Source organism: Asaia sp. VD9 (genome assembly GCF_037150015.1).
Classification (GTDB): domain Bacteria; phylum Pseudomonadota; class Alphaproteobacteria; order Acetobacterales; family Acetobacteraceae; genus Asaia.
The window spans coordinates 216,070-236,464 of record NZ_JBBCQM010000002.1 but is presented as its reverse complement, the minus strand read 5'-3'; the positions used below and the strand labels follow the sequence as shown (position 1 = coordinate 236,464).

Sequence of the window (20,395 nt, the reverse complement as noted above, 5' to 3'; positions counted from 1 at the left end):
TGGACCTTAAAGTTTGATCTCGACGTCAACGCCAGCGGCGAGGTCGAGCTTCATGAGGGCGTCCACGGTCTGCGGTGTCGGCTCAACAATGTCGAGCAGGCGGCGATGAGTCCGAATTTCGAACTGCTCGCGGCTTTTCTTGTCCACATGTGGGGAACGGTTCACAGTGAACCGCTCGATATGCGTCGGTAGCGGGATAGGACCCCGAACCCGCGCACCCGTACGCTTCGCCGTGTTTACGATTTCCTTCGTGCTGTTGTCGAGCACGCGGTGATCGTACGCCTTTAGGCGAATGCGGATGTTCTGGTTGTCCATCTTACCAATAATCCAACTCGTTGGGGTTCGGGTCTTACCCTGCTCCCTCCTGGTCCCTTCTAAAGCCGACCCCGGCCGGATTACTCCGACCGGGGCCAACCAAATCAGGGCCCGTGCTTACAATCAGGCGCTGATCGAGGAGACCACGCCTGCACCGACGGTGCGGCCGCCTTCACGGATAGCGAAGCGGAGACCTTCGTCCATGGCGATCGGAGCAATCAGCTCGACGTCCATGGCAACGTTATCGCCCGGCATGACCATTTCCGTGCCTTCCGGCAGCTGAACGACGCCCGTGACGTCGGTCGTGCGGAAATAGAACTGCGGACGGTAGTTTGTAAAGAACGGAGTGTGACGTCCGCCTTCTTCCTTCGTGAGGATGTAAGCCTCAGCCTTGAACTTCTTGTGCGGGGTGATCGAACCCGGCTTTGCAAGAACCTGACCGCGCTCAACGTCTTCACGCTTCGTGCCACGAACCAGCGCACCGATGTTGTCACCGGCTTCACCGCGATCGAGCAGCTTGCGGAACATCTCGACGCCCGTAACGGTCGTCTTGACGGTGTCCTTGAGGCCGACGATCTCGACTTCGTCACCCACGTTCACAACGCCACGCTCGACGCGACCCGTGACAACCGTACCACGACCCGAGATCGAGAACACGTCTTCGATCGGCATCAGGAACGGACGGTCAACCGGACGCTCCGGCTGCGGGATGTAGGTGTCAACCGCTTCCATCAGCTCGAGCACGCGGTCTTCACCGATTGCTGCATCGCCGTCTTCAAGCGTCACCAGAGCCGAACCCTTGACGATGGGGATATCGTCGCCGGGGAACTGGTAGGACGAGAGAAGCTCACGGACTTCCATTTCGACGAGCTCGAGGAGCTCGGCGTCGTCAACCTGGTCAACCTTGTTCAGGAACACGACCAGCGCCGGAACGCCAACCTGGCGAGCGAGCAGGATGTGCTCACGCGTCTGGGGCATCGGGCCGTCAGCAGCGGACACAACCAGGATCGCGCCGTCCATCTGGGCGGCACCCGTGATCATGTTCTTGACGTAGTCAGCATGGCCCGGGCAGTCGACGTGGGCGTAGTGACGGTTCTTGGTCTCGTACTCAACGTGAGCGGTGGAGATCGTGATGCCGCGAGCGCGCTCTTCAGGAGCAGCGTCGATCTGGTCATACGCACGGAAGGTCGCGCCGCCGGACTTGGCGAGCGTCTTCGTGATTGCAGCCGTCAGTGAGGTCTTGCCATGGTCGACGTGACCGATGGTGCCGATGTTGCAGTGCGGCTTCGTCCGCTCAAATTTAGCCTTAGCCATCATTCTCTCCATAACCCACCGCCGAAGGTGCGGCGGGGAAGATTGCTAATTCGTACCAGGCACCTCCGAAGGAGGCACCCGGGGAAATCGGTTAGCCTGTTCAGCTTACCAACGATAGTGGCTGAATGCTTTATTTGCTTCAGCCATACGATGCGTGTCTTCGCGCTTCTTCACGGCGGAGCCGCGATTGTTGATCGCGTCCATCAGCTCGTTGGAAAGGCGTTCCTGCATCGTGTTTTCACCGCGCTTGCGCGAGGCGTCGATCAGCCAGCGGATGGCGAGGGCCTGACGGCGCTCGGCACGGACTTCGACGGGGACCTGATAGGTCGCACCGCCGACGCGGCGGGAGCGAACCTCTACGGCCGGCTTCACGTTGTCCAGAGCCGCATGGAACATGGCGACCGGATCAGCCGTGGCACCGCCACGACGACGCACGGACTCAAGCGCACCGTAAACGATGCCCTCGGCTGTGGACTTCTTACCATCGTACATCAGAGCGTTCATAAAACGCGTGATGACGACATCTCCGAACTTCGGATCGGGAAGGATCTCACGCTTTACAGCGCGATGACGGCGACTCATGCCTGAATTTCCTCTTACTTCGGACGCTTCGCGCCATACAGCGAACGGCGCTGACGACGCTTGGCGATGCCCTGCGTGTCAAGCACGCCGCGCAGGATGTGATAACGCACACCCGGCAAATCTTTTACACGGCCGCCGCGGATCAGCACGACGCTGTGTTCCTGCAGGTTATGGCCTTCACCCGGAATGTAGCTAACGACCTCATACCCGTTGGTCAGGCGCACCTTTGCCACCTTACGCAGGGCCGAGTTCGGCTTTTTCGGGGTAACCGTATAGACGCGCGTGCAAACGCCGCGCTTCTGGGGGCAACCCTGGAGGGCCGGCACTTTATTCCGCTTGGCGGCAGGCTCGCGGCCCTTGGCGATCAACTGGTTGATGGTCGGCATACGCCCTTCCCGATCCTTGCTCACTGCTAGATCGAGCGACGCCCGATCTGCTTGCTTCCAACAAAATTCAGCGCGCGGCAGAATGCCGCCCGCTTTTGACTCTTTCACTACCGGCCTGAGCCTCACCCGAGGGCGGCGGCACCGTTAGCGTTTGATGCTGTCTATCAACGGCTCAGACGCCTTAGGAGACGGGGGTAGCCGAGGGCGCGGACCCTATGGCCGTTTCGGTTGAAAGTCAAGCATACTCTAGCGTTCTGCCCGATTCTCGTTCGATTCCCGTCTCGAATCGCCGGATACGAAATCGGGCGGGTATTACCCCGCCCGATCCCAAACGTAAACTAGTTTTTCCGAGACGCCACAGGGGTTTCCCCCTGTGGCGGTCGCGGGGTTCTACTCGGCCGCGTCGTCGGTCACCTCGGGGGCGGCCCGGCTCACGCGCTGGCGGTCCTGGGAGGCCGCCATGGCACGCAGCTTGTTCATCACGCTGCCTGTGCCTGCCGGGATCAGACGCCCGACAATCACGTTCTCCTTCAGACCATTCAGCGTATCGACCTTGCCGGCTGTTGCCGCTTCGGTCAGCACACGTGTGGTCTCCTGGAAGGAGGCCGCAGAGATGAAGGACTGCGTCTGCAGCGAGGCCTTGGTGATGCCCTGCAGGATGGGCATGCCGCGTGCGGGCTCCTCACCCATCTTGACGCGCTTCTCGTTCTCGACCTCGAACTCGATGCGGTCCACCGTCTCGCCGATCAGATAGGTCGTATCGCCCGGCTCAAGGATTTCCACCTTCTGCAGCATCTGACGAACAATGACTTCGATATGCTTGTCATTGATCTTCACGCCCTGCAGTCGATAGACGTCCTGGATCTCGTTGACGAGATAATCGGACAGCGCCTCGACACCCATGACCTTGAGAATGTCATGCGGCACGCGGGGACCATCGACCAGCGGATCGCCCTTCTGCACGAAGTCGCCTTCCTGCACCGAGACGTGCTTGCCCTTCGGGATGAGGTAGTTGGTCTCTTCCCCGGTCTCGTCGTTCTTCACGATGATGCAGCGCTTGGACTTGTAGTCCTTGCCGATCTCGATCCGGCCTTCGGTCTCCGCGATGATCGCGTGATCCTTCGGACGGCGGGCTTCGAACAGTTCGGCCACGCGCGGCAGACCACCCGTAATGTCACGGGTCTTCGAACCTTCACGCGGGATACGGGCCAGCACGTCACCGGCATGGACTGTGGCGCCGTTCTCGATCGACAGCAGTGAGTCGGGCGACAGGAAGTAGCGCGCCTCATTACCGTTCGCGAGTCGGACCACGTTGCCCGCTGCATCCTTGAGCTGCAGGCGCGGACGCAGATCCACACCCTTGCTGCCCTGCTTGTAGTCAACGACCACCTTCGAGGTCAGGCCCGTCACTTCGTCCATGCGCTCGACGAGCGTGATGGAGTCGATCAGGTCGAGATACTCGACCGTACCGGCCTGCTCCGTGATGATCGGCAGGGTGTAGGGGTCCCACTCGGCCATCTTCAGGCCGCGCGTGACTTCCTGGCCCTCATTGACCATCAGACGGGCACCGTAAGGCACGCGGTAACGTGCGCGCTCCACGCCCTTCTCGTCCGTCAGCAGGATTTCGCAGTTACGCGACATCACGATGGTGACGTTCTGGCTGTTCTGAACCACGTTGCGGTTGCGAATGGTCACCTTGCCGTCGCGCGACGCCTCGACCATCGACTGCTCTGCACCGCGCGTTGCCGCACCACCAATATGGAAGGTACGCATGGTCAGCTGCGTGCCAGGCTCACCGATGGACTGCGCAGCGATAACGCCTACGGCCTCACCGATATTGACTGGCGTACCGCGTGCAAGGTCGCGGCCATAGCAATGACCGCACACACCGACGCGGCTGTCACAGGTCAGCACCGAACGAATCAGCACGCTTTCGACGCCTGCCTTCTCGATGATCTCTGCCTCGGCTTCCTCGATCAGCGTGTTGCGCGGGAAGAGAACCGCACCGCTTACCGGGTCGGTCACGTCAGCCGTCAGGGTACGACCCAGGATACGCTCGGAAAGCGAAGAGATGACCTCACCACTATCCATGACTGCACGGATCGTCAGACCACGCTCGGTGCCGCAATCATTCTCGACGATGATGCAGTCCTGCGCCACGTCGACGAGGCGACGCGTGAGGTAACCCGAGTTCGCCGTCTTCAGCGCCGTATCCGCGAGACCCTTACGGGCACCGTGGGTGGAGGTGAAGTAATCGAGAACCGAAAGGCCTTCCTTGAAGTTCGCGATGATCGGCTGCTCGATGATCTCGCCCGACGGCTTGGCCATAAGGCCACGCATACCGGCAAGCTGCTTCATCTGGGCTGGCGACCCACGCGCACCGGAATGGCTCATCATCCAGACCGAGTTCGTCGGCTTGCCGATGACCTGGCGCGAAATCTCCTTCATCATCGCCGCCTGGACTTCGTCCGTGCAACGCGACCAGGCATCGACCACCTTGTTATAACGCTCGCCAGCCGTGATCAGACCGTCCTGATACTGCTGCTCGAATTCCTTGATCTCGGCCTGAGTGCGCTCGACCAGTTCCTGCTTCTCGACCGGGATGATCATGTCATCCTTGCCGAAGGAGATACCGGCGCGTGCGGCGTGGCGGAAACCGAGGCCCATGAGACGGTCACAGAAAATGACCGCTTCCTTCTGACCACAGTGACGGTACACGGCGTCGATCACGTCCGACACATTCTTCTTGGTCAGCTGCTTGTTGACCAGCGAGAACGGGATCGCGGCGTTGCGCGGCAGGATCTGCGCGATCAGAGCACGACCCGGCGTGGTGAGCATGGTCTGACGAACGGGCTTGCCGTCGGCATCCAGCGTATCCATGCGGAGACGGATCTTGTCGTGCAGCTTGAGCGTGCCCTCGTTCATGGCGAGTTCGATCTCGGCCACTGACGCATAGGCAGACGGACCAGCCTTAACCAGACGCCCTTCCGCATCATACTCGGCCTGATCTGGCGTCGTGTGATACTCGGGAACCTCGAGGCTCAGATAGTACAGACCAAGCACGATGTCCTGCGACGGCACGATGATCGGCTTGCCGTTCGCGGGGCTGAGGATGTTATTGGTCGACATCATCAGCACGCGGGCTTCAAGCTGGGCTTCAAGCGACAGCGGCACGTGAACGGCCATCTGGTCGCCGTCGAAGTCGGCGTTGAACGCGGTGCAGACCAGCGGATGCAGCTGGATCGCCTTGCCTTCGATCAGCACGGGCTCGAAGGCCTGGATGCCGAGACGGTGAAGGGTCGGCGCGCGGTTCAGCATCACGGGATGCTCGCGGATGACCTCTTCGAGGATATCCCAGACTTCCGGACGCTCCTTCTCCACCATGCGCTTTGCAGCCTTGATGGTGGTGGCGTGACCGTATTTCTCGAGCTTGCTGTAGATGAACGGCTTGAACAACTCGAGCGCCATCTTCTTCGGCAGGCCGCACTGATGCAGCTTCAGCTCGGGTCCGACCACGATGACCGAACGGCCCGAATAGTCGACGCGCTTGCCGAGAAGGTTCTGACGGAAGCGGCCCTGCTTGCCTTTCAGCATGTCGGAGAGCGACTTCAGCGGACGCTTGTTGGCACCCGTGATGGCGCGACCACGACGGCCGTTATCGAACAGCGCGTCAACAGCTTCCTGCAGCATGCGCTTTTCGTTGCGGACAATGATGTCCGGCGCACGCAGCTCGATCAGGCGCTTCAGTCGATTGTTACGATTGATCACGCGGCGATAGAGATCGTTCAGATCGGACGTCGCGAAACGACCGCCATCCAGCGGCACGAGCGGGCGCAGCTCGGGCGGAATGACCGGAACGAGGTCGAGGATCATCCATTCCGGACGCGAACCGCTCTCGGCAAAGGCTTCAAACAGCTTCAGGCGCTTGACGAGCTTCTTGCGCTTGGCTTCCGACGTGGCTTCGCGCAGGTCTTCACGCAGCAGATCGCCGTCAGACTTGTCCTGATCGCGGCCGTCACGGTCGATCAGACCCGGGCGATCGGTCTCGGTGGAGAGCAGACGCGCCTTCCACAGGATCTTCTTGACCGCCTCGGCACCGATACCGACTTCCAGGCCTTCGTCGGCATAGTCGTCCATGGCGTCGAAATACTGATCTTCCGACAGCAGCGAATAGCGCTTGAACGGGCTCGTGCCGGATTCGAGAACGATATAGCTCTCGAAATACAGGACCTTTTCGAGGTCCTTCAGCGTGATATCGATCATCGTCGCGATGCGGCTCGGCAGCGACTTCAGGAACCAGATATGCGCAACCGGCGAAGCCAGCTCAATATGGCCCATACGCTCGCGGCGAACCTTGGCAAGCGTGACTTCCACGCCGCATTTCTCGCACACGATGCCGCGGAACTTCATGCGCTTGTACTTGCCGCACAGGCACTCATAGTCCTTGATCGGGCCGAAGATACGCGCACAGAACAGGCCGTCACGCTCGGGCTTGAACGTACGGTAGTTGATGGTCTCGGGCTTCTTGATCTCGCCGTAAGACCAGGAGCGGATCTGCTCGGATGAAGCGAGCTGGATTTTGATCTGGTCAAAAGACTGGGTCTGGCCCGTCTGACCAAGGATCTTCATGAGTTCGTTCATGCGCCGAAATCCCATTTCACGGAGCGGGCCGGAAGGCCGGCCGCGCCCGCGTTAGCAACAAACACAGAAAAGGCGGAGACAAAGCGCATCAGATTGCGCTCTGCTCCAGATCGACATTCAGGCCGAGCGACTTCAGTTCCTTGATCAGAACGTTGAAGCTCTCGGGGATACCGGCTTCGAAATCGTCCTGCTCACGCACAATGGCCTCATAGACCTTCGTACGGCCGGAAACGTCATCGGACTTGACCGTGAGCATTTCCTGCAGGGTGTAGGCGGCACCGTAAGCCTCAAGAGCCCAGACTTCCATCTCACCGAAGCGCTGACCACCGAACTGCGCCTTACCACCCAGCGGCTGCTGCGTGACGAGCGAGTACGGACCGATCGAGCGGGCATGGATCTTGTCGTCGACAAGGTGATGCAGCTTCAGCATGTAGATGTAGCCGACTGTGGTGCGGCGCTCGAAAGCCTCACCCGTACGGCCGTCGATCAGCTGCGACTGGCCCGACTTGTCCACACCGGCCTTCACCAGCATGTCCTCGATATCCGGGATCGACGCACCGTCGAACACCGGCGTCGCGATCGGCACGCCCTTGCGGAGGTTACCGGTCAGCTCGAGAAGCTGCTCGTTCGGCAGGGTCGCGATATCGCTCTCGAACACGGCATCGCCGTAGACGTCACGCAGGCTCTCAAGCAGCTCGAGCTTGCGCTCACCGGTGCGCTGGTAGTCATCGGCAATCTTGCCGATATTCTGGCCGATATTGGCACAGGCCCAGCCCAGATGGGTCTCGAGAATCTGACCGACATTCATGCGCGACGGCACGCCCAGCGGGTTCAGAACGAGATCGACGGGCGTACCATCCTCAAGGAACGGCATGTCCTCGACTGGCACGACGCGCGAGACGACACCCTTGTTACCATGGCGACCGGCCATCTTGTCACCCGGCTGCAGCTTGCGCTTCACAGCCACGAAGACCTTGACCATCTTCATCACGCCCGGCGGCAGCTCGTCACCGCGCTGCAGCTTCTCGACCTTGCTGTCGAAACGGGCCTGAATCTTGCCAACGGCAGCGTCATATTCACGGCGCAGTGTTTCCAGCTCGGACATCACGCTGTCATCGCTGACCGTGATGTTGCGCCAGGCGCCACGCGGATGCTCGTCCAGAACCTCGTCGGTGATGACGGTGCCTGCACGAATACCCTTGAAGCCAGCCGCAGCCGTCTGGTTCAGCAGACGCTCGCGCAGACGGGCCACGAAGCTGCGCTCCTGAATGGCGCGCTCATCGTCACGATCCTTGGTCAGACGCTCGATCTCGGCACGCTCGATCGCCATGGCGCGCTCGTCTTTGTCCACGCCGCGGCGTGAAAAGACGCGTACGTCAACGATCGTGCCGCTCGTGCCCGGGGGCAGCTTGAGCGAGGTGTCGCGAACGTCAGACGCCTTTTCACCGAAGATGGCGCGCAGGAGCTTCTCTTCCGGCGTCATCGGGCTTTCGCCCTTCGGTGTGACCTTGCCGATCAGGATGTCGCCCGGGTTAACTTCGGCGCCGACATAGACAATACCGGCCTCGTCGAGGTTGCGCAGGGCTTCCTCGCCAACATTCGGAATGTCGCGGGTGATTTCTTCCTGACCCAGCTTGGTATCACGCGCCATGACCTCGAATTCCTCGATATGGATCGAGGTGAACACGTCATCACGGGCAATACGCTCGGAGATGAGGATCGAGTCTTCGAAGTTGTAACCGTTCCAGGGCATGAACGCGACGAGCACGTTGCGGCCCAGGGCCAGTTCGCCCAGCTCGGTGGACGGACCGTCAGCGATGATGTCACCAGCATGAACCGTGTCACCCACGCGTACCAGCGGACGCTGGTTGATGCAGGTGGACTGGTTCGAACGCATGTACTTGCGCAGACGATAGATATCGACGCCCTGGGTCGACCCGGCTTCGTCGGTGGCACGCACAACGATACGTGCACCGTCGATCTGGTCGATCACGCCATTGCGCTTGGCAACGATGGTCGCACCCGAGTCATGCGCCACAGCGGCTTCCATGCCCGTACCGACCAGCGGCGCATCGGCGCGCACCAGCGGCACGGCCTGACGCTGCATGTTCGAGCCCATCAATGCGCGGTTGGCGTCATCGTTCTCGAGGAACGGAATCAGCGCCGCAGCGACGGAAACGAGCTGCTTGGGCGAAACGTCGCAAGCCGTGACCTGCTCGGGCGGAACAAGACGGAAGTCACCCGAACGACGGACAGAAACCAGCTCGTCGGTCAGACGGCCCGTGCTCTTGTCCTGCGCGGCATCAGCCTGGGCGACGATCAGCTTGTCCTCTTCCATGGCGGAGAGGTACTTCCACCCGGCCTGCAGCACGCCATCCTGCACGAGGCGATACGGCGTCTCGATGAAGCCGTACTTGTTCACCTTGGCATAGGTCGAGAGCGAGTTGATCAGACCGATATTCGGCCCTTCAGGCGTCTCAATCGGGCAGATACGGCCGTAATGCGTCGGATGAACGTCACGGACTTCGAAGCCGGCGCGCTCACGGGTCAGACCGCCCGGGCCAAGCGCCGAGAGACGACGCTTATGCGTCACTTCGGAGAGCGGATTGGTCTGGTCCATGAACTGGCTGAGCTGCGACGAGCCGAAGAACTCACGCACAGCAGCAGCGGCAGGCTTGGCGTTGATCAGGTCATGCGGCATGACCGTATCGACATCGACCGAACCCATACGCTCGCGAATGGCGCGCTCCATGCGGAGCAGGCCGACGCGATACTGGTTTTCCATCAGCTCGCCAACGGAGCGGACGCGACGGTTACCGAGATTGTCGATATCGTCGATCTGGCCGCGACCGTCCTTGAGCTCGCACATGATCTTGACGGTGCGCAGGATGTCTTCCTTGCGCAGAACGCGCATGGTGTCCGGCGCATCGACCTCGAGACGCATATTCATCTTGACGCGACCAACGGCCGAGAGATCGTAGCGGTCGGCATCAAAGAACAGGCCCTGGAACATGGCTTCTGCCGTTTCCGGGGTCGGCGGCTCACCGGGGCGCATGATGCGATAGATATCGATCAGCGCTTCATCGCGGCGGTTGTTCTTGTCCACGGCCAGTGTATTGCGGATCCACGGGCCATGCGAGGAGTCGACAGCAAGCATCGGTAGCTCGGTGACACCCGATTCCTCGAGGGCTTCGAGACGCGCTTCGGTCAGCTCTTCACCAGCCTCGGCATAGATCTCGCCCGTGTTCTCGTTGACGAGATCCTGCGCAATGAAGCGGCCCAGCAGATCGGCACGACCGACGAGCACGTCCTTGGTCGTTTCCGCGATCTTGCGGCACATGCGCGCCGTCAGCTTGGCGTCGGCCTCGGCCACCACTTCACCGGTATCGGCGTCATAAAGCGGCTCAAGCAGCTTCATGCCACGGAAGGCCTCGGGATCGAACGGACGCGCCCAGCCCTTGGGCATGCGCGTGAACGGCACCGTGCCGTAGAAATAGGCCAGGATTTCGTCCTGATCCATGCCACGAATACCGAGAGCCTCGACGTCGCCGCCTTCTGCAGCCTTGGCGGCGCGGGCAGCGATGGAGTGCTCGCCTTCGAGGGCGTAGAGCAGGGTCGTGACCGGCAGCTTGCGCTTGCGGTCGATACGCACATAGATCAGGTCCTTGGCATCGAATTCGAAATCGAGCCAGGAACCGCGATAGGGGATGACGCGGGCAGCAAAGAGATACTTGCCGGAAGAATGCGTCTTGCCCTTGTCGTGATCGAAGAACACGCCGGGGCTACGATGCATCTGGCTGACAATAACGCGCTCTGTGCCATTGATGATGAAGGTGCCGTTATCGGTCATGAGCGGCATGTCGCCCATGTAGACCGGTTGCTCCTTGATGTCGCGGATCGAGCGTGAGCCCGTATCCTCATCCACATCCCAGACGATGAGACGCAGAATGACCTTCAGCGGCGCGGCGAAAGTCAGCCCGCGCTGGATGCATTCCTCAACATCATATTTCGGCTCTTCGAGTTCATAGGAAACGAACTCGAGACGGCCACGTCCCGCAAAATCGTTGATCGGGAAAACCGACCGGAACACTTCCTGAAGACCCGTCTGCTGACGGCTGTCAGGCGCCACGTTCATCTGAAGGAACGTCTCATAGCTCGCGCGCTGCACGTCAATCAGGTTGGGCATCGGCGCAACTTCGGGGATCCGCCCGAAGCTCTTGCGAATCCGCTTGCGTCCTGTGAACGATTTGGTGATTGCGTTCATCTATCCCTGCCCTCTCGCACCAGACCTTCGGGTCGTCCACACGCCAGGAAACCTGACATGGCGGGCGACCGGAACGACCGGCACCGTGAATTCGTAAAGTTGTTGCGTGACAACCGGCCCTTATACAGGGTTTGTCTGCAACGGCAAATCGGGCGGAAACCCAAAAGGATTTCCGCCCTGACCTGTCTCAATCCACAACCGGCTCCGCCCGGGGGCGAAGCGCGGTTCGTGGGCTTGATTACTTGACTTCGACCTTGGCGCCGTTGTCTTCAAGCAGCTTCTTGATCTTGGCTGCTTCGTCCTTGGAAACGCCTTCCTTGACGGTCTTCGGAGCGCCTTCGACCAGGTCCTTGGCTTCCTTCAGACCCAGGCCCGTGATGCCACGGATTTCCTTGATCACGTTGATCTTCTTGTCGCCGGCTTCGGCGAGGATCACGGTGAACTCGGTCTGCTCTTCAGCAGGAGCAGCGGCAGCGGCCGGGCCAGCAGCAGCAACGGCAACCGGAGCAGCAGCGGAAACGCCCCACTTCTCTTCGAGCAGCTTCGAGAGTTCAGCAGCTTCGAGAACGGTCAGAGCGGACAGTTCGTCAACGATTTTGTTCAGATCGGCCATGATGATGGTCCTATATGGTAACTGGTTTTCGATTCACAACCCGCGCTCCTGAAGAGGAGCGGTGCTGCGTAAGACAATTCAGGCGGCTTCGCCGGTCTTGGCATAGGCGCCGAAAACGCGAGCAAGCTGGCCGGCCGGAGCCTGGACAACACCTGCGATACGCGTAGCGGGGGTAGAAATCATACCCACCAGCTGCGCACGCAGTTCATCCAGCGACGGCAGCGCGGCAAGAGCCTTGACACCATTCGCATCAAGCGTCTGGCTACCAAGGGCGCCACCGAGCACCACAAGCTTCTCATTCGTCTTGGCGAACTCGACGATCGCCTTCGCGACTGCAACCGGATCCTCAGACCACGCAAGCGCGGTCGGGCCCTTCAGCAGCGGAAGAATCCCGTCGAATTGGGTCCCATGCAGAGCGAGGCTGGCCAGCCGGTTTTTCGCAACCTTGTACGTCGCACCCGCCGCACGAACGCGTCGACGCAGCTCCGTCACATCAGCTACCGTGAGACCTTTGTTTTCGGTCACGACAACCATGGACGTGCTGTTGAACACGTTGGCGAGGAATTCGACGAAGGCCCGTTTTTCCTGACGGTCCAAATCCATTCTCCTCGTCAGTCCGGAAATTTTGGCTTCCAGACCGGGTTACCCATGGCACTTCCCCGCAATCGGAAAAGTACCGCTCGCCTGTCCATTCAATCGGAACCCAGCATTCCGGCAGGTTGCCCTACCCTTGTCTGCTGGCGCCCCGTCTCCCGCTCGCGGATCCCTCTCAGGATCCCTTAGGCTGTTCCGTAGAACAGCACGCCCGGTCTCGGACAGGTTCGGAAGCGGAGAAATATCCCCGCCCCTGCGCCACCGCACGGCCAGGCCGCGCGGTGTCATCTCTCAAATCAGGCCGTGAACGACGCCACGTCGACGCGCACACCCGGGCCCATCGTGGAAGACAGGGCTGCCTTCTTCAGATAGGTACCCTTGGCACCGGTCGGACGTGCCTTCTGGACGGCATCAACCAGAGCCTTGATGTTCTCGACCAGCTTATCTTCACCGAAGGAAGCCTTGCCAACGCCAGCATGGATGATACCGGCCTTCTCGGCGCGGTATTCGACCTGGCCGGACTTGGCTGCCTGAACGGCGCCCTTCACGTCCATGGTCACCGTGCCCAGACGGGGGTTCGGCATCAGGCCGCGCGGGCCGAGGATCTTACCCAGACGACCGACCAGTGCCATCATGTCCGGGGTCGCAATGCAGCGATCGAACTCGATTTCACCGTTCTGGATCTTCTCGGCCAGGTCTTCCGCACCGACGACTTCCGCACCGGCTGCCTTGGCTTCTTCAGCCTTGGGGCCACGAGCGAAAACGCCAACGCGCAGAGTCTTGCCCGTGCCGTTCGGCAGCGAGATCAGACCACGGACCATCTGGTCAGCGTGACGGGGATCGATGCCAAGGTTCAGCGAGATTTCGATGGTCTCGTCGAACTTGGCCTTCGCATTGCCCTTGACCAGGGCAACGGCTGCGGACAGGTCATACTGCTTGTCGGTGTCGACCGTCGCGCGGGCGGCGTTCAGCCTCTTGTTCTTGGCCATAGGATCAGCCCTCCACCACGTTCAGACCCATCGACTTGGCCGAACCGGCCAGCATGCGCACAGCGCCGTCGATGTCATTGGCGTTCATGTCCTTGAACTTCTCTGCAGCGATCTCGCGCAGTTGCGCGGTCGTGACGGAGCCAACAGCGGCAGACTTGCCGACCGTCTGGCTGCCCTTGGAGACCTTGGCAGCCTTGAGCAGGAAGTAGGTGTTCGGCGGGGTCTTGGTGACGAAGCTGAACGTACGATCCGCATAGGCCGTGATAACGACCGGGATCGGCATGCCGGGCTCGAGAGTCTGCGTCTTGGCGTTGAACTCTTTGCAGAACTGCATGATGTTCAGGCCGCGCTGACCCAGGGCCGGACCGACTGGCGGCGACGGATTCGCCTTGCCGGCCGGGATCTGCAACTTGATGTAGCCAACTACTTTTTTGGCCATATCCGGGACTCCTCAATGGTTTGCCCGAACCGCGGTTCCAGTGAGGCGTTGCCGATCCTGCGATCGCTTACGCCTCTCCCGCGTTCCGAATGGGAGCGGCCCCTTACCGCCCCTGAGCCGGGGCTGTCAAGCCTTTCGTGCTCGCTCCCACCGCGTCACCGCCGCTCAGATTCTGGTCCCCGGGTCCTGTGCGCGTATCCACGTCACCCGCCGGGCGCGGATGATGCAGCCCGTCATATTGCAGCACACCAATCGGATCGATGGACTTGATCGAGGGCAATGCCGAACGATCCCAGCCACCGCCCAGAGCCTTGATCAGGCGCACGCTGGCCTGAAGCTGGATGGTCTGGGCCTGAACCGCGTCAATACGCGCCACAAGAGCCGCCTGCTGCGCCACAACCACATCGAGGTAGTTGGTCAAGCCGCCCGTATAGAGGGCCATGGTCATGCGCTGTGTGCGTAGGGCCGCATCAACGGCCGCATATTGCTGCTTCTGCTGATCTGCGAAGGCGCTGGTCTGGGACAGACCGTCCTCCACATCCTGAAAGGCCGAGAGCACGGTCGAGCGATATCGATCGGCGCTCTCGCGGTATTGGGCCCAGGCGCGCTGCAAGGCGGCACGACGTAGACCGCCCGTAAAAAGCGGCTCAACCGCCTGCACCCCGTAGCTCCACATGGAATTCCCGAGGCTGGCCAGGTCGAAGCCGTTATTCATGAAACCACCATTCAGGCTGAAGGTGACGTCAGGATAAAAAGCGGCACGCGCAACACCGATCGCCCGGCTATTAGCCGCAAGATTACGCTCGGCAGAAGCGATATCGGGGCGACGTTCGAGAAGCTGCGAGGGCAGACCGCTCGGAATACGCAGGATGGAATAAGGCAGGACCTGCGTCGTGGAGGGAGCGATATGGAAGCTGCCCGGCACGGTGTTCACCATTACCGCTATGGCATGTTCCAGCACCTGACGCTGGGCGCGTACATTGCTTTGTGACGCCATGGTCGCAAAAAGCTGGTTCTCGGCGCGTGAGACATCCAGCCCGGCCGCAATCGCGCCAGCCTGACGCAGCTGGGTGATTTTCACCGCAGTCTGATAATAGCGGATGGAGTCGGCATAGACCGCATACTGGGCATCAAGCCCACGCAGACCGAGATAATTGGACGCCAGTTCGGCTTCGAGCATCAGGCGCAGATTGGCGTAATCCGCCGCACTGGCCTGAGCCATGTTCTTCTGCATGCGTGTGGAATTGCGGATACGGCTGAAGAAATCCGGCTCCCAGGTCGCCGCACCACTGTAGAAGACGCTCGACTCGGTCGTGGGCGAAGTCGCGGTATTGCCGCGCCACAGACGCGTGAGCGATGTCTTGTTGTTCGACATCCCCGCAGAGCCATTGAGTTGCGGGGCAAGCTGCGCCTCGGTCTCTCGCGCGATATCGCGTGACTGGGTGAAGATCTCCGCCTGAGCCTGAAGGTCAGGGTTCGACGCCAGCATCCTCTCCTCAAGGGCGTTCAGCTGGGCATCGTGGAACACCTCCCACCATTTTCCCTTGGGCACGTCATCAGCTGGTCGGGCATCTACCAAGACGCCTTTCCCTTTCCACCCATCGGGGTAGATGAATTTGGGAGCCTGATAATTTGGCGCGAGGTCGCAGCCAGACAGGAGCGAGAGGCTGAACACGGCCCCGGCGATGCTCCCGCGCAGGGCACGTCTTGTGGAAGACCCTCTCATCGGCGCGCCCCGTTCTCACTGCTGCCACCGTCATCATCCTCGGGCGCAGGCTGATGCGGCTGAGGCGCAACGTTCTTGCGCGGGGCTGCCGTTGCATCGTTATAACCGCGCGTCGAGGGAACCACCTTCACCTCATCCCCTTCGAGCATATCGGCCGTGGGATTGGCCACAATCTGATCCTTGGCGGCAATCCCCCCCAGAATCTGGATGGTCATTCCATAATTGATGCCGGTTTTCACGTCGATCAGGTGGATGCGATTATCCACCACCGTGGCGAGCTGCGTGCCCTGGGCGCGGAAGATCAGTGCATTGACCGGCACAATCAGAACACCCGGCTCGCCCGGTGCCGTGAAATGCGCGGTCGCGTAGGAATCGGGCCAGAGTGAGCCATCCTCATTGCTGAGTTCCAGCTCGGTCGTGACCGTGCGCGTTGCCGCGTTGAAGGCCTGCGCGGTAGCAAGGAAGCTTGCGTCATAAACGCGCCCTGGAAACTGCGGCAGGGTCAGCTTGGCTGCAAGCTTGTCCGAAATCACCGCCGCATAATCCTGCGGGACGGAAACAAACACACGCATGCGATGCGTATCCGCCACCGTGAAGAGTTCGGAGGCATTGCCGCGCGAATTCAGGTCCCCGCCACCCGCATTGACGTAATCGCCCACATTGACGAGACGCGACGTCACGATGCCATCGAAGGGCGCCACGATACGCTTGAAGTTCTCGAGTGCCTCGAAACGCTCGACCTCATGCTGTGCCTGATCGACCTGCGCCTTCTGGGCGGCGGCATTGGCGGCCTGCACGTCGACCTCCTGACGGGACACAGCCTGAGTGTCACGCAGATCCGCCCAGCGCTTGGCCGTGATGACGGCCAGTTTGTAACGCGCGAGAACGACATTGTAGTTGGCCTTGGCGGCTTCGAACTGTGCATCGAGGCTCGGCGTGCTGATCTCGGCAAGCAGGTCGCCAGATTTCACATGGGCGCCGTAATCCTTGTACCACATCTTCACATAGCCGGAGACCTGCGCATAGATCGGCGCCTGATACCAGGCGGCCAAATTGGCAGGCAGGTCGAGATGACGCTCTGCCGGTCCCGGCTGCGGGTTGATGAGGCTGACGCGCGCGCGCGCATTATCGTCAGCTTCCTCACGCAGGGTGCTGTAATGCATCGAGCGCCCGATGATACCCCATGCCGCAATCAGAACAGCGATACCGAGCACGATGAGAATGATGAGGCGGCCCCGCTTGCGGTTCTGCTCGGCACCTGTTTTCGGGTGCTGGGTCATGCGTGGGCTCCCTCATCGCCGCGCTCATGCGGCTTTCTGTAATGGACAATGGCAAAAACGCAGGGGACGAACAGGAGCGTCGCTGCTGTGGCTACAATCAATCCGCCAATCACGGCCTTGCCGATCGGGGCGTTGTCGGAATTGCTCATGGACATGGGCACCATGCCGATGATCATGGCGAGTGCCGTCATCAGGACCGGGCGAATACGTTCATACCCGGCCTCGAGCGCGGCTTTCAGCGCATCCCCATGGATCTCCATACGCTCACGCGCGAAGGACACCACCAGAATGGCATTGGCCGTGGCTGTACCCATGCACATGATGGCCCCCGTCAATGCGGGCACCGAAAGCGAGGTATGGGTCAGGAACAGGCTCCAGGCGATGCCGCCCAACGCACCCGGCAACGCCGTGATGATGACAAACGGATCGAGCCAGGACTGGAAGTTCACAACGATGATCAGATAGACGAGCGTGATCGACATCGCGAGACCAATGATCAGCTGCGAATAGGCATCGGTCATCGTCACGGCCTGACCGCGCACCACCAGATGCGAGCCGCGCGGCAACTCGGACTTCATCGAATCCGCCACGTCCTGCACAGAGCGTGCCACTGTGCCGAGATCGATATTCTCGTTCGCGGCGTAGATATCGAACACGGGCATGATGTTGTAATGCGCAACTTCCGCCGGGGTGCCCGTCTGCTCGATCTCGGAGAGCGCGCCCAGAAGCTGAGGCTGGGCGTTCGTCGGGTTGCCGTCACCACGATCAATCGGCACCGTCTTCAGATCATTGAGTGTCTGGAGGTAGTTTGCCGGGGTCTGCACATCGATGAGCTGCGCCACGCCCGAGCTGTTCAGGTAATAGACCTGCCCCACCTGCGCACTGCCCGAAAGCACAACCAGCGCGTTCTGCGCGATATTCTGCTCGGTGATGCCGGTACCGAGCGCGAAGCTGCGCTTGGCGTTGATGCTGAGCGTCGGCTGGGTCATGGGCTGCTGGATGGACACATCCGTGATGCCCGGAATGGTCGCCAGCTTGCGACGCAGCTTCTTGGCAAAGGCGAAATTGCCGTAGAGATCGCGTCCCACCACCTGCACGTCGAGCGGCGCGGGCAAACCGAAATTCAGGATCTTCGCGGTCAGATCGGCGGGCTGGAAAGTGATCTGCGTTCCGGGAAAAGCCTCGATCAGCCCGGCCCTGATCTTGCGGCGATACTCGGCCGTCGGGCTCTCGTCGTTCTTGAGCGAGACCGTGATATCACAATCTTCGGTGCCCACGGTCGGGGTTGGGATGAAGGCCTGATTGAGCTGTGAGAAAGGTAGACCACAGTTGTTCAGCACCGCGTCGATCTGACCGGGCAGAATCTCGTGCATCTTCTTTTCGATCAGCACGGATATCTTGCCGGACTCCTCCAGACGCGTCCCGATGGGCGCGCGCATATGCAGTTGCAGGGTGCCGGATTTGATCTCGGGGAAGAAATCCTCGCCGACAAAGAAATAAAGCCCCGAGGACAGGATCGACACCGCCATGAAGAACGGGACGAATTTCTTCCTCTCCTCGATCAGGCCACCCAGCACAATCTTGTAGCGCTCACGGAAGCGGAAAAACCCGCTCTCGAAGCCGCGCTGGAACCGCCCGAAAAAGCCGGGCTCCCTGCCGTCATCGCCACGTTCATGGGCGGCCACCTGCGCGGCCAGCATCCAGTTGGCCATGGTCGGCACAAGGGTTCGTGACAGAATGAAAGAGGCGATCATGGCGAAGATGATGGCTTCGGCCATCGGCATGAACAGCCACCCCGCAACGCCGGTCAGTTCGAAAAGCGGCAACCAGACGATACAGATACAGGTGGTGGAAACGAAGGTCGGCACGACAATCTGATTGGCCGCATCGATGATGGCCATTTCCAGATCCTTGCCCATCTCAAGATGGGCGTCGATATTCTCGATCATGACGGTGGCGTCATCGACAAGGATACCGACCGCCAGGGCCAGACCGCCCAACGTCATCACATTGATGGACTGCCCGGCGAGACTCAATCCGATGACCGAGCAGAGAATGGCGAGCGGAATGGACGTCGCCACAATCAGGGTCGAGCGCCACGACCCAAGGAAGAGCAACACGGCGAGAGAGGTCAGCAGCGCAGCGATAATCATTTCGCGCACCACGTCCTCGACCGAATCCTTCACGAAGCCTGAGGCATCGGTCAGGATCTTGATGCTCGTGCCCTTGGGCAGGGTCTCGATCACCTGAGGCAGCAGCTTCTTCACGCCAGCCACCACGTCGAGCGTCGAGGCATCGCCGCTTTTCATGATGACCATCATGACGGCCTGACGCCCCTTCACCAGCACCATATTGGCCTGTGGTGGGCCGCCGCGATGCACATGGGCCACGTCGCGCAGATAGACCACCGCATTGCCCACCTGCTTGAGCGGCAGGTTATTGAAAGTCTCGACCTCGCGCGGCTGTGCGTTGGTGCGCACCATGTAGTCGAACGGTCCGATACGCTGATCGCCAGCGGGCAGCACGATATTCTGCTTGTTCAGCGCCGTGCTGACATCCACTGCCGAGAGGTTATGCGCCATCAGCTTGGAGGGATCGATATCCACCGTGATGTAAGGCGCGAGCCCTCCATAAGGGTTCGGGATCGATACGCCGGGCACGGAAACGAGCTGAGGCCTGATCAGGTTGGAGGCCATGTTGTACAATTCGGAGCCGTTCAGCTTGTCCGAATTGATCTGAAGCGTCAGGACCGGCACGGAAGACGCATTATAGGCCAGAATAAGCGGCGGCGTGGCGCCGGTCGGCAACTGCTTGATGACGGTCTGCGACACGGAGGTAATCTGTGTCTGCGCCACGGAGGTATCGGTACCGGGCTGGAAATAGACCTTGACGATACCACGCCCGTAATACGAGCCACTCTCGATATGCTCGATATTATTGACCGTCGTGGTCAGGGTGCGCTCGTAATAATAGACCACACGCCCGGACATATCCTCGGGCATGAGGCCCAGATACGACCACACGATCGCAACGACCGGAATATTGATGTTCGGGAACACGTCGGTCGGCGTCTTGATGACCGATCTGACGCCGAAAATCACGATGAAGATGGACAGGACAACGAAGGTATAGGGGCGCTTGAGCGCGGTGATGACAACCTGATTCATGCCATCGACCCATCACCCAGTCCGGCCACCACCCTATGCCTGTGCGCGTAGCCCGGCATGGAGTGACTCCATCCGTTTCCCGATA

Annotated in this window: 13 protein-coding genes; all 13 read right to left on the bottom strand. The window is 60.6% G+C overall.

Translation table 11 applies throughout. The features are described from left to right. Positions 1–6: 6 nt before the first annotated feature. Positions 7–315 carry a 30S ribosomal protein S10 gene (gene rpsJ, locus WFJ47_RS03435; protein ID WP_007282720.1) on the bottom strand — a complete coding sequence of 103 codons (309 nt, stop codon included), beginning with the start codon at positions 313–315 and terminating at the stop codon, positions 7–9. A gap of 123 nt (positions 316–438) precedes the next feature. After that, positions 439–1,629: an elongation factor Tu gene (tuf, locus tag WFJ47_RS03430; RefSeq protein ID WP_023979005.1), complete on the bottom strand. Its 1,191-nt coding sequence runs from the start codon at positions 1,627–1,629 to the stop codon at positions 439–441. Between the two features lie 105 nt (positions 1,630–1,734). Beyond that, on the bottom strand, positions 1,735–2,211 hold the full coding sequence (rpsG, locus tag WFJ47_RS03425; protein ID WP_023979006.1) for a 30S ribosomal protein S7: 477 nt from the start codon (positions 2,209–2,211) through the stop codon (positions 1,735–1,737). Positions 2,212–2,225: 14 nt separating this feature from the next. Next, on the bottom strand, positions 2,226–2,597 hold the full coding sequence (rpsL, locus tag WFJ47_RS03420) for a 30S ribosomal protein S12 (protein ID WP_023979007.1): 372 nt from the start codon (positions 2,595–2,597) through the stop codon (positions 2,226–2,228). A 390-nt stretch (positions 2,598–2,987) separates the two neighbouring features. Beyond that, a complete protein-coding gene (rpoC, locus tag WFJ47_RS03415; RefSeq protein WP_127100454.1) occupies positions 2,988–7,238 on the bottom strand; it encodes a DNA-directed RNA polymerase subunit beta' in 4,251 nt (1,416 codons plus the stop codon). A gap of 88 nt (positions 7,239–7,326) precedes the next feature. Continuing rightward, positions 7,327–11,502, bottom strand: coding sequence for a DNA-directed RNA polymerase subunit beta (gene rpoB, locus WFJ47_RS03410; protein WP_023979010.1), 4,176 nt, complete (start codon positions 11,500–11,502; stop codon positions 7,327–7,329). 238 nt (positions 11,503–11,740) lie between these two features. Beyond that, on the bottom strand, positions 11,741–12,115 hold the full coding sequence (rplL, locus tag WFJ47_RS03405) for a 50S ribosomal protein L7/L12 (protein WP_023979011.1): 375 nt from the start codon (positions 12,113–12,115) through the stop codon (positions 11,741–11,743). Between the two features lie 78 nt (positions 12,116–12,193). Continuing rightward, positions 12,194–12,712 carry a 50S ribosomal protein L10 gene (rplJ, locus tag WFJ47_RS03400; RefSeq protein ID WP_062165691.1) on the bottom strand — a complete coding sequence of 173 codons (519 nt, stop codon included), beginning with the start codon at positions 12,710–12,712 and terminating at the stop codon, positions 12,194–12,196. 293 nt (positions 12,713–13,005) lie between these two features. Then, positions 13,006–13,698: a 50S ribosomal protein L1 gene (gene rplA, locus WFJ47_RS03395; protein WP_264814532.1), complete on the bottom strand. Its 693-nt coding sequence runs from the start codon at positions 13,696–13,698 to the stop codon at positions 13,006–13,008. Between the two features lie 4 nt (positions 13,699–13,702). Next, positions 13,703–14,137, bottom strand: coding sequence for a 50S ribosomal protein L11 (gene rplK / locus WFJ47_RS03390; RefSeq protein WP_025885428.1), 435 nt, complete (start codon positions 14,135–14,137; stop codon positions 13,703–13,705). Positions 14,138–14,240: 103 nt separating this feature from the next. Then, on the bottom strand, positions 14,241–15,863 hold the full coding sequence (locus tag WFJ47_RS03385) for an efflux transporter outer membrane subunit (RefSeq protein ID WP_336760872.1): 1,623 nt from the start codon (positions 15,861–15,863) through the stop codon (positions 14,241–14,243). Beyond that, the gene (locus tag WFJ47_RS03380) at positions 15,860–17,143 is read right to left on the bottom strand and encodes an efflux RND transporter periplasmic adaptor subunit (RefSeq protein ID WP_336760870.1); all 1,284 of its coding nucleotides are present in this window, start codon (positions 17,141–17,143) and stop codon (positions 15,860–15,862) included. The genes WFJ47_RS03385 and WFJ47_RS03380 overlap by 4 nt, the downstream gene beginning before the upstream one ends. Beyond that, a complete protein-coding gene (locus WFJ47_RS03375) occupies positions 17,140–20,310 on the bottom strand; it encodes an efflux RND transporter permease subunit (protein ID WP_336760868.1) in 3,171 nt (1,056 codons plus the stop codon). Before WFJ47_RS03375 ends, WFJ47_RS03380 begins: the two co-directional genes overlap by 4 nt. Positions 20,311–20,395 lie beyond the last annotated feature (85 nt).

Bases quoted from the DNA above. Each gene is read 5' to 3' on its own strand.
- rpsJ (WP_007282720.1), bottom strand. From the start codon at position 315: ATGGACAACCAGAACATCCGCATTCGCCTAAAGGCGTACGATCACCGC.
- tuf (WP_023979005.1), bottom strand. From the start codon at position 1,629: ATGGCTAAGGCTAAATTTGAGCGGACGAAGCCGCACTGCAACATCGGC.
- rpsG (WP_023979006.1), bottom strand. From the start codon at position 2,211: ATGAGTCGCCGTCATCGCGCTGTAAAGCGTGAGATCCTTCCCGATCCG.
- rpsL (WP_023979007.1), bottom strand. From the start codon at position 2,597: ATGCCGACCATCAACCAGTTGATCGCCAAGGGCCGCGAGCCTGCCGCC.
- rpoC (WP_127100454.1), bottom strand. From the start codon at position 7,238: ATGAACGAACTCATGAAGATCCTTGGTCAGACGGGCCAGACCCAGTCT.
- rpoB (WP_023979010.1), bottom strand. From the start codon at position 11,502: ATGAACGCAATCACCAAATCGTTCACAGGACGCAAGCGGATTCGCAAG.
- rplL (WP_023979011.1), bottom strand. From the start codon at position 12,115: ATGGCCGATCTGAACAAAATCGTTGACGAACTGTCCGCTCTGACCGTT.
- rplA (WP_264814532.1), bottom strand. From the start codon at position 13,698: ATGGCCAAGAACAAGAGGCTGAACGCCGCCCGCGCGACGGTCGACACC.
- rplK (WP_025885428.1), bottom strand. From the start codon at position 14,137: ATGGCCAAAAAAGTAGTTGGCTACATCAAGTTGCAGATCCCGGCCGGC.
- WFJ47_RS03385 (WP_336760872.1), bottom strand. From the start codon at position 15,863: ATGAGAGGGTCTTCCACAAGACGTGCCCTGCGCGGGAGCATCGCCGGG.
- WFJ47_RS03380 (WP_336760870.1), bottom strand. From the start codon at position 17,143: ATGACCCAGCACCCGAAAACAGGTGCCGAGCAGAACCGCAAGCGGGGC.
- WFJ47_RS03375 (WP_336760868.1), bottom strand. From the start codon at position 20,310: ATGAATCAGGTTGTCATCACCGCGCTCAAGCGCCCCTATACCTTCGTT.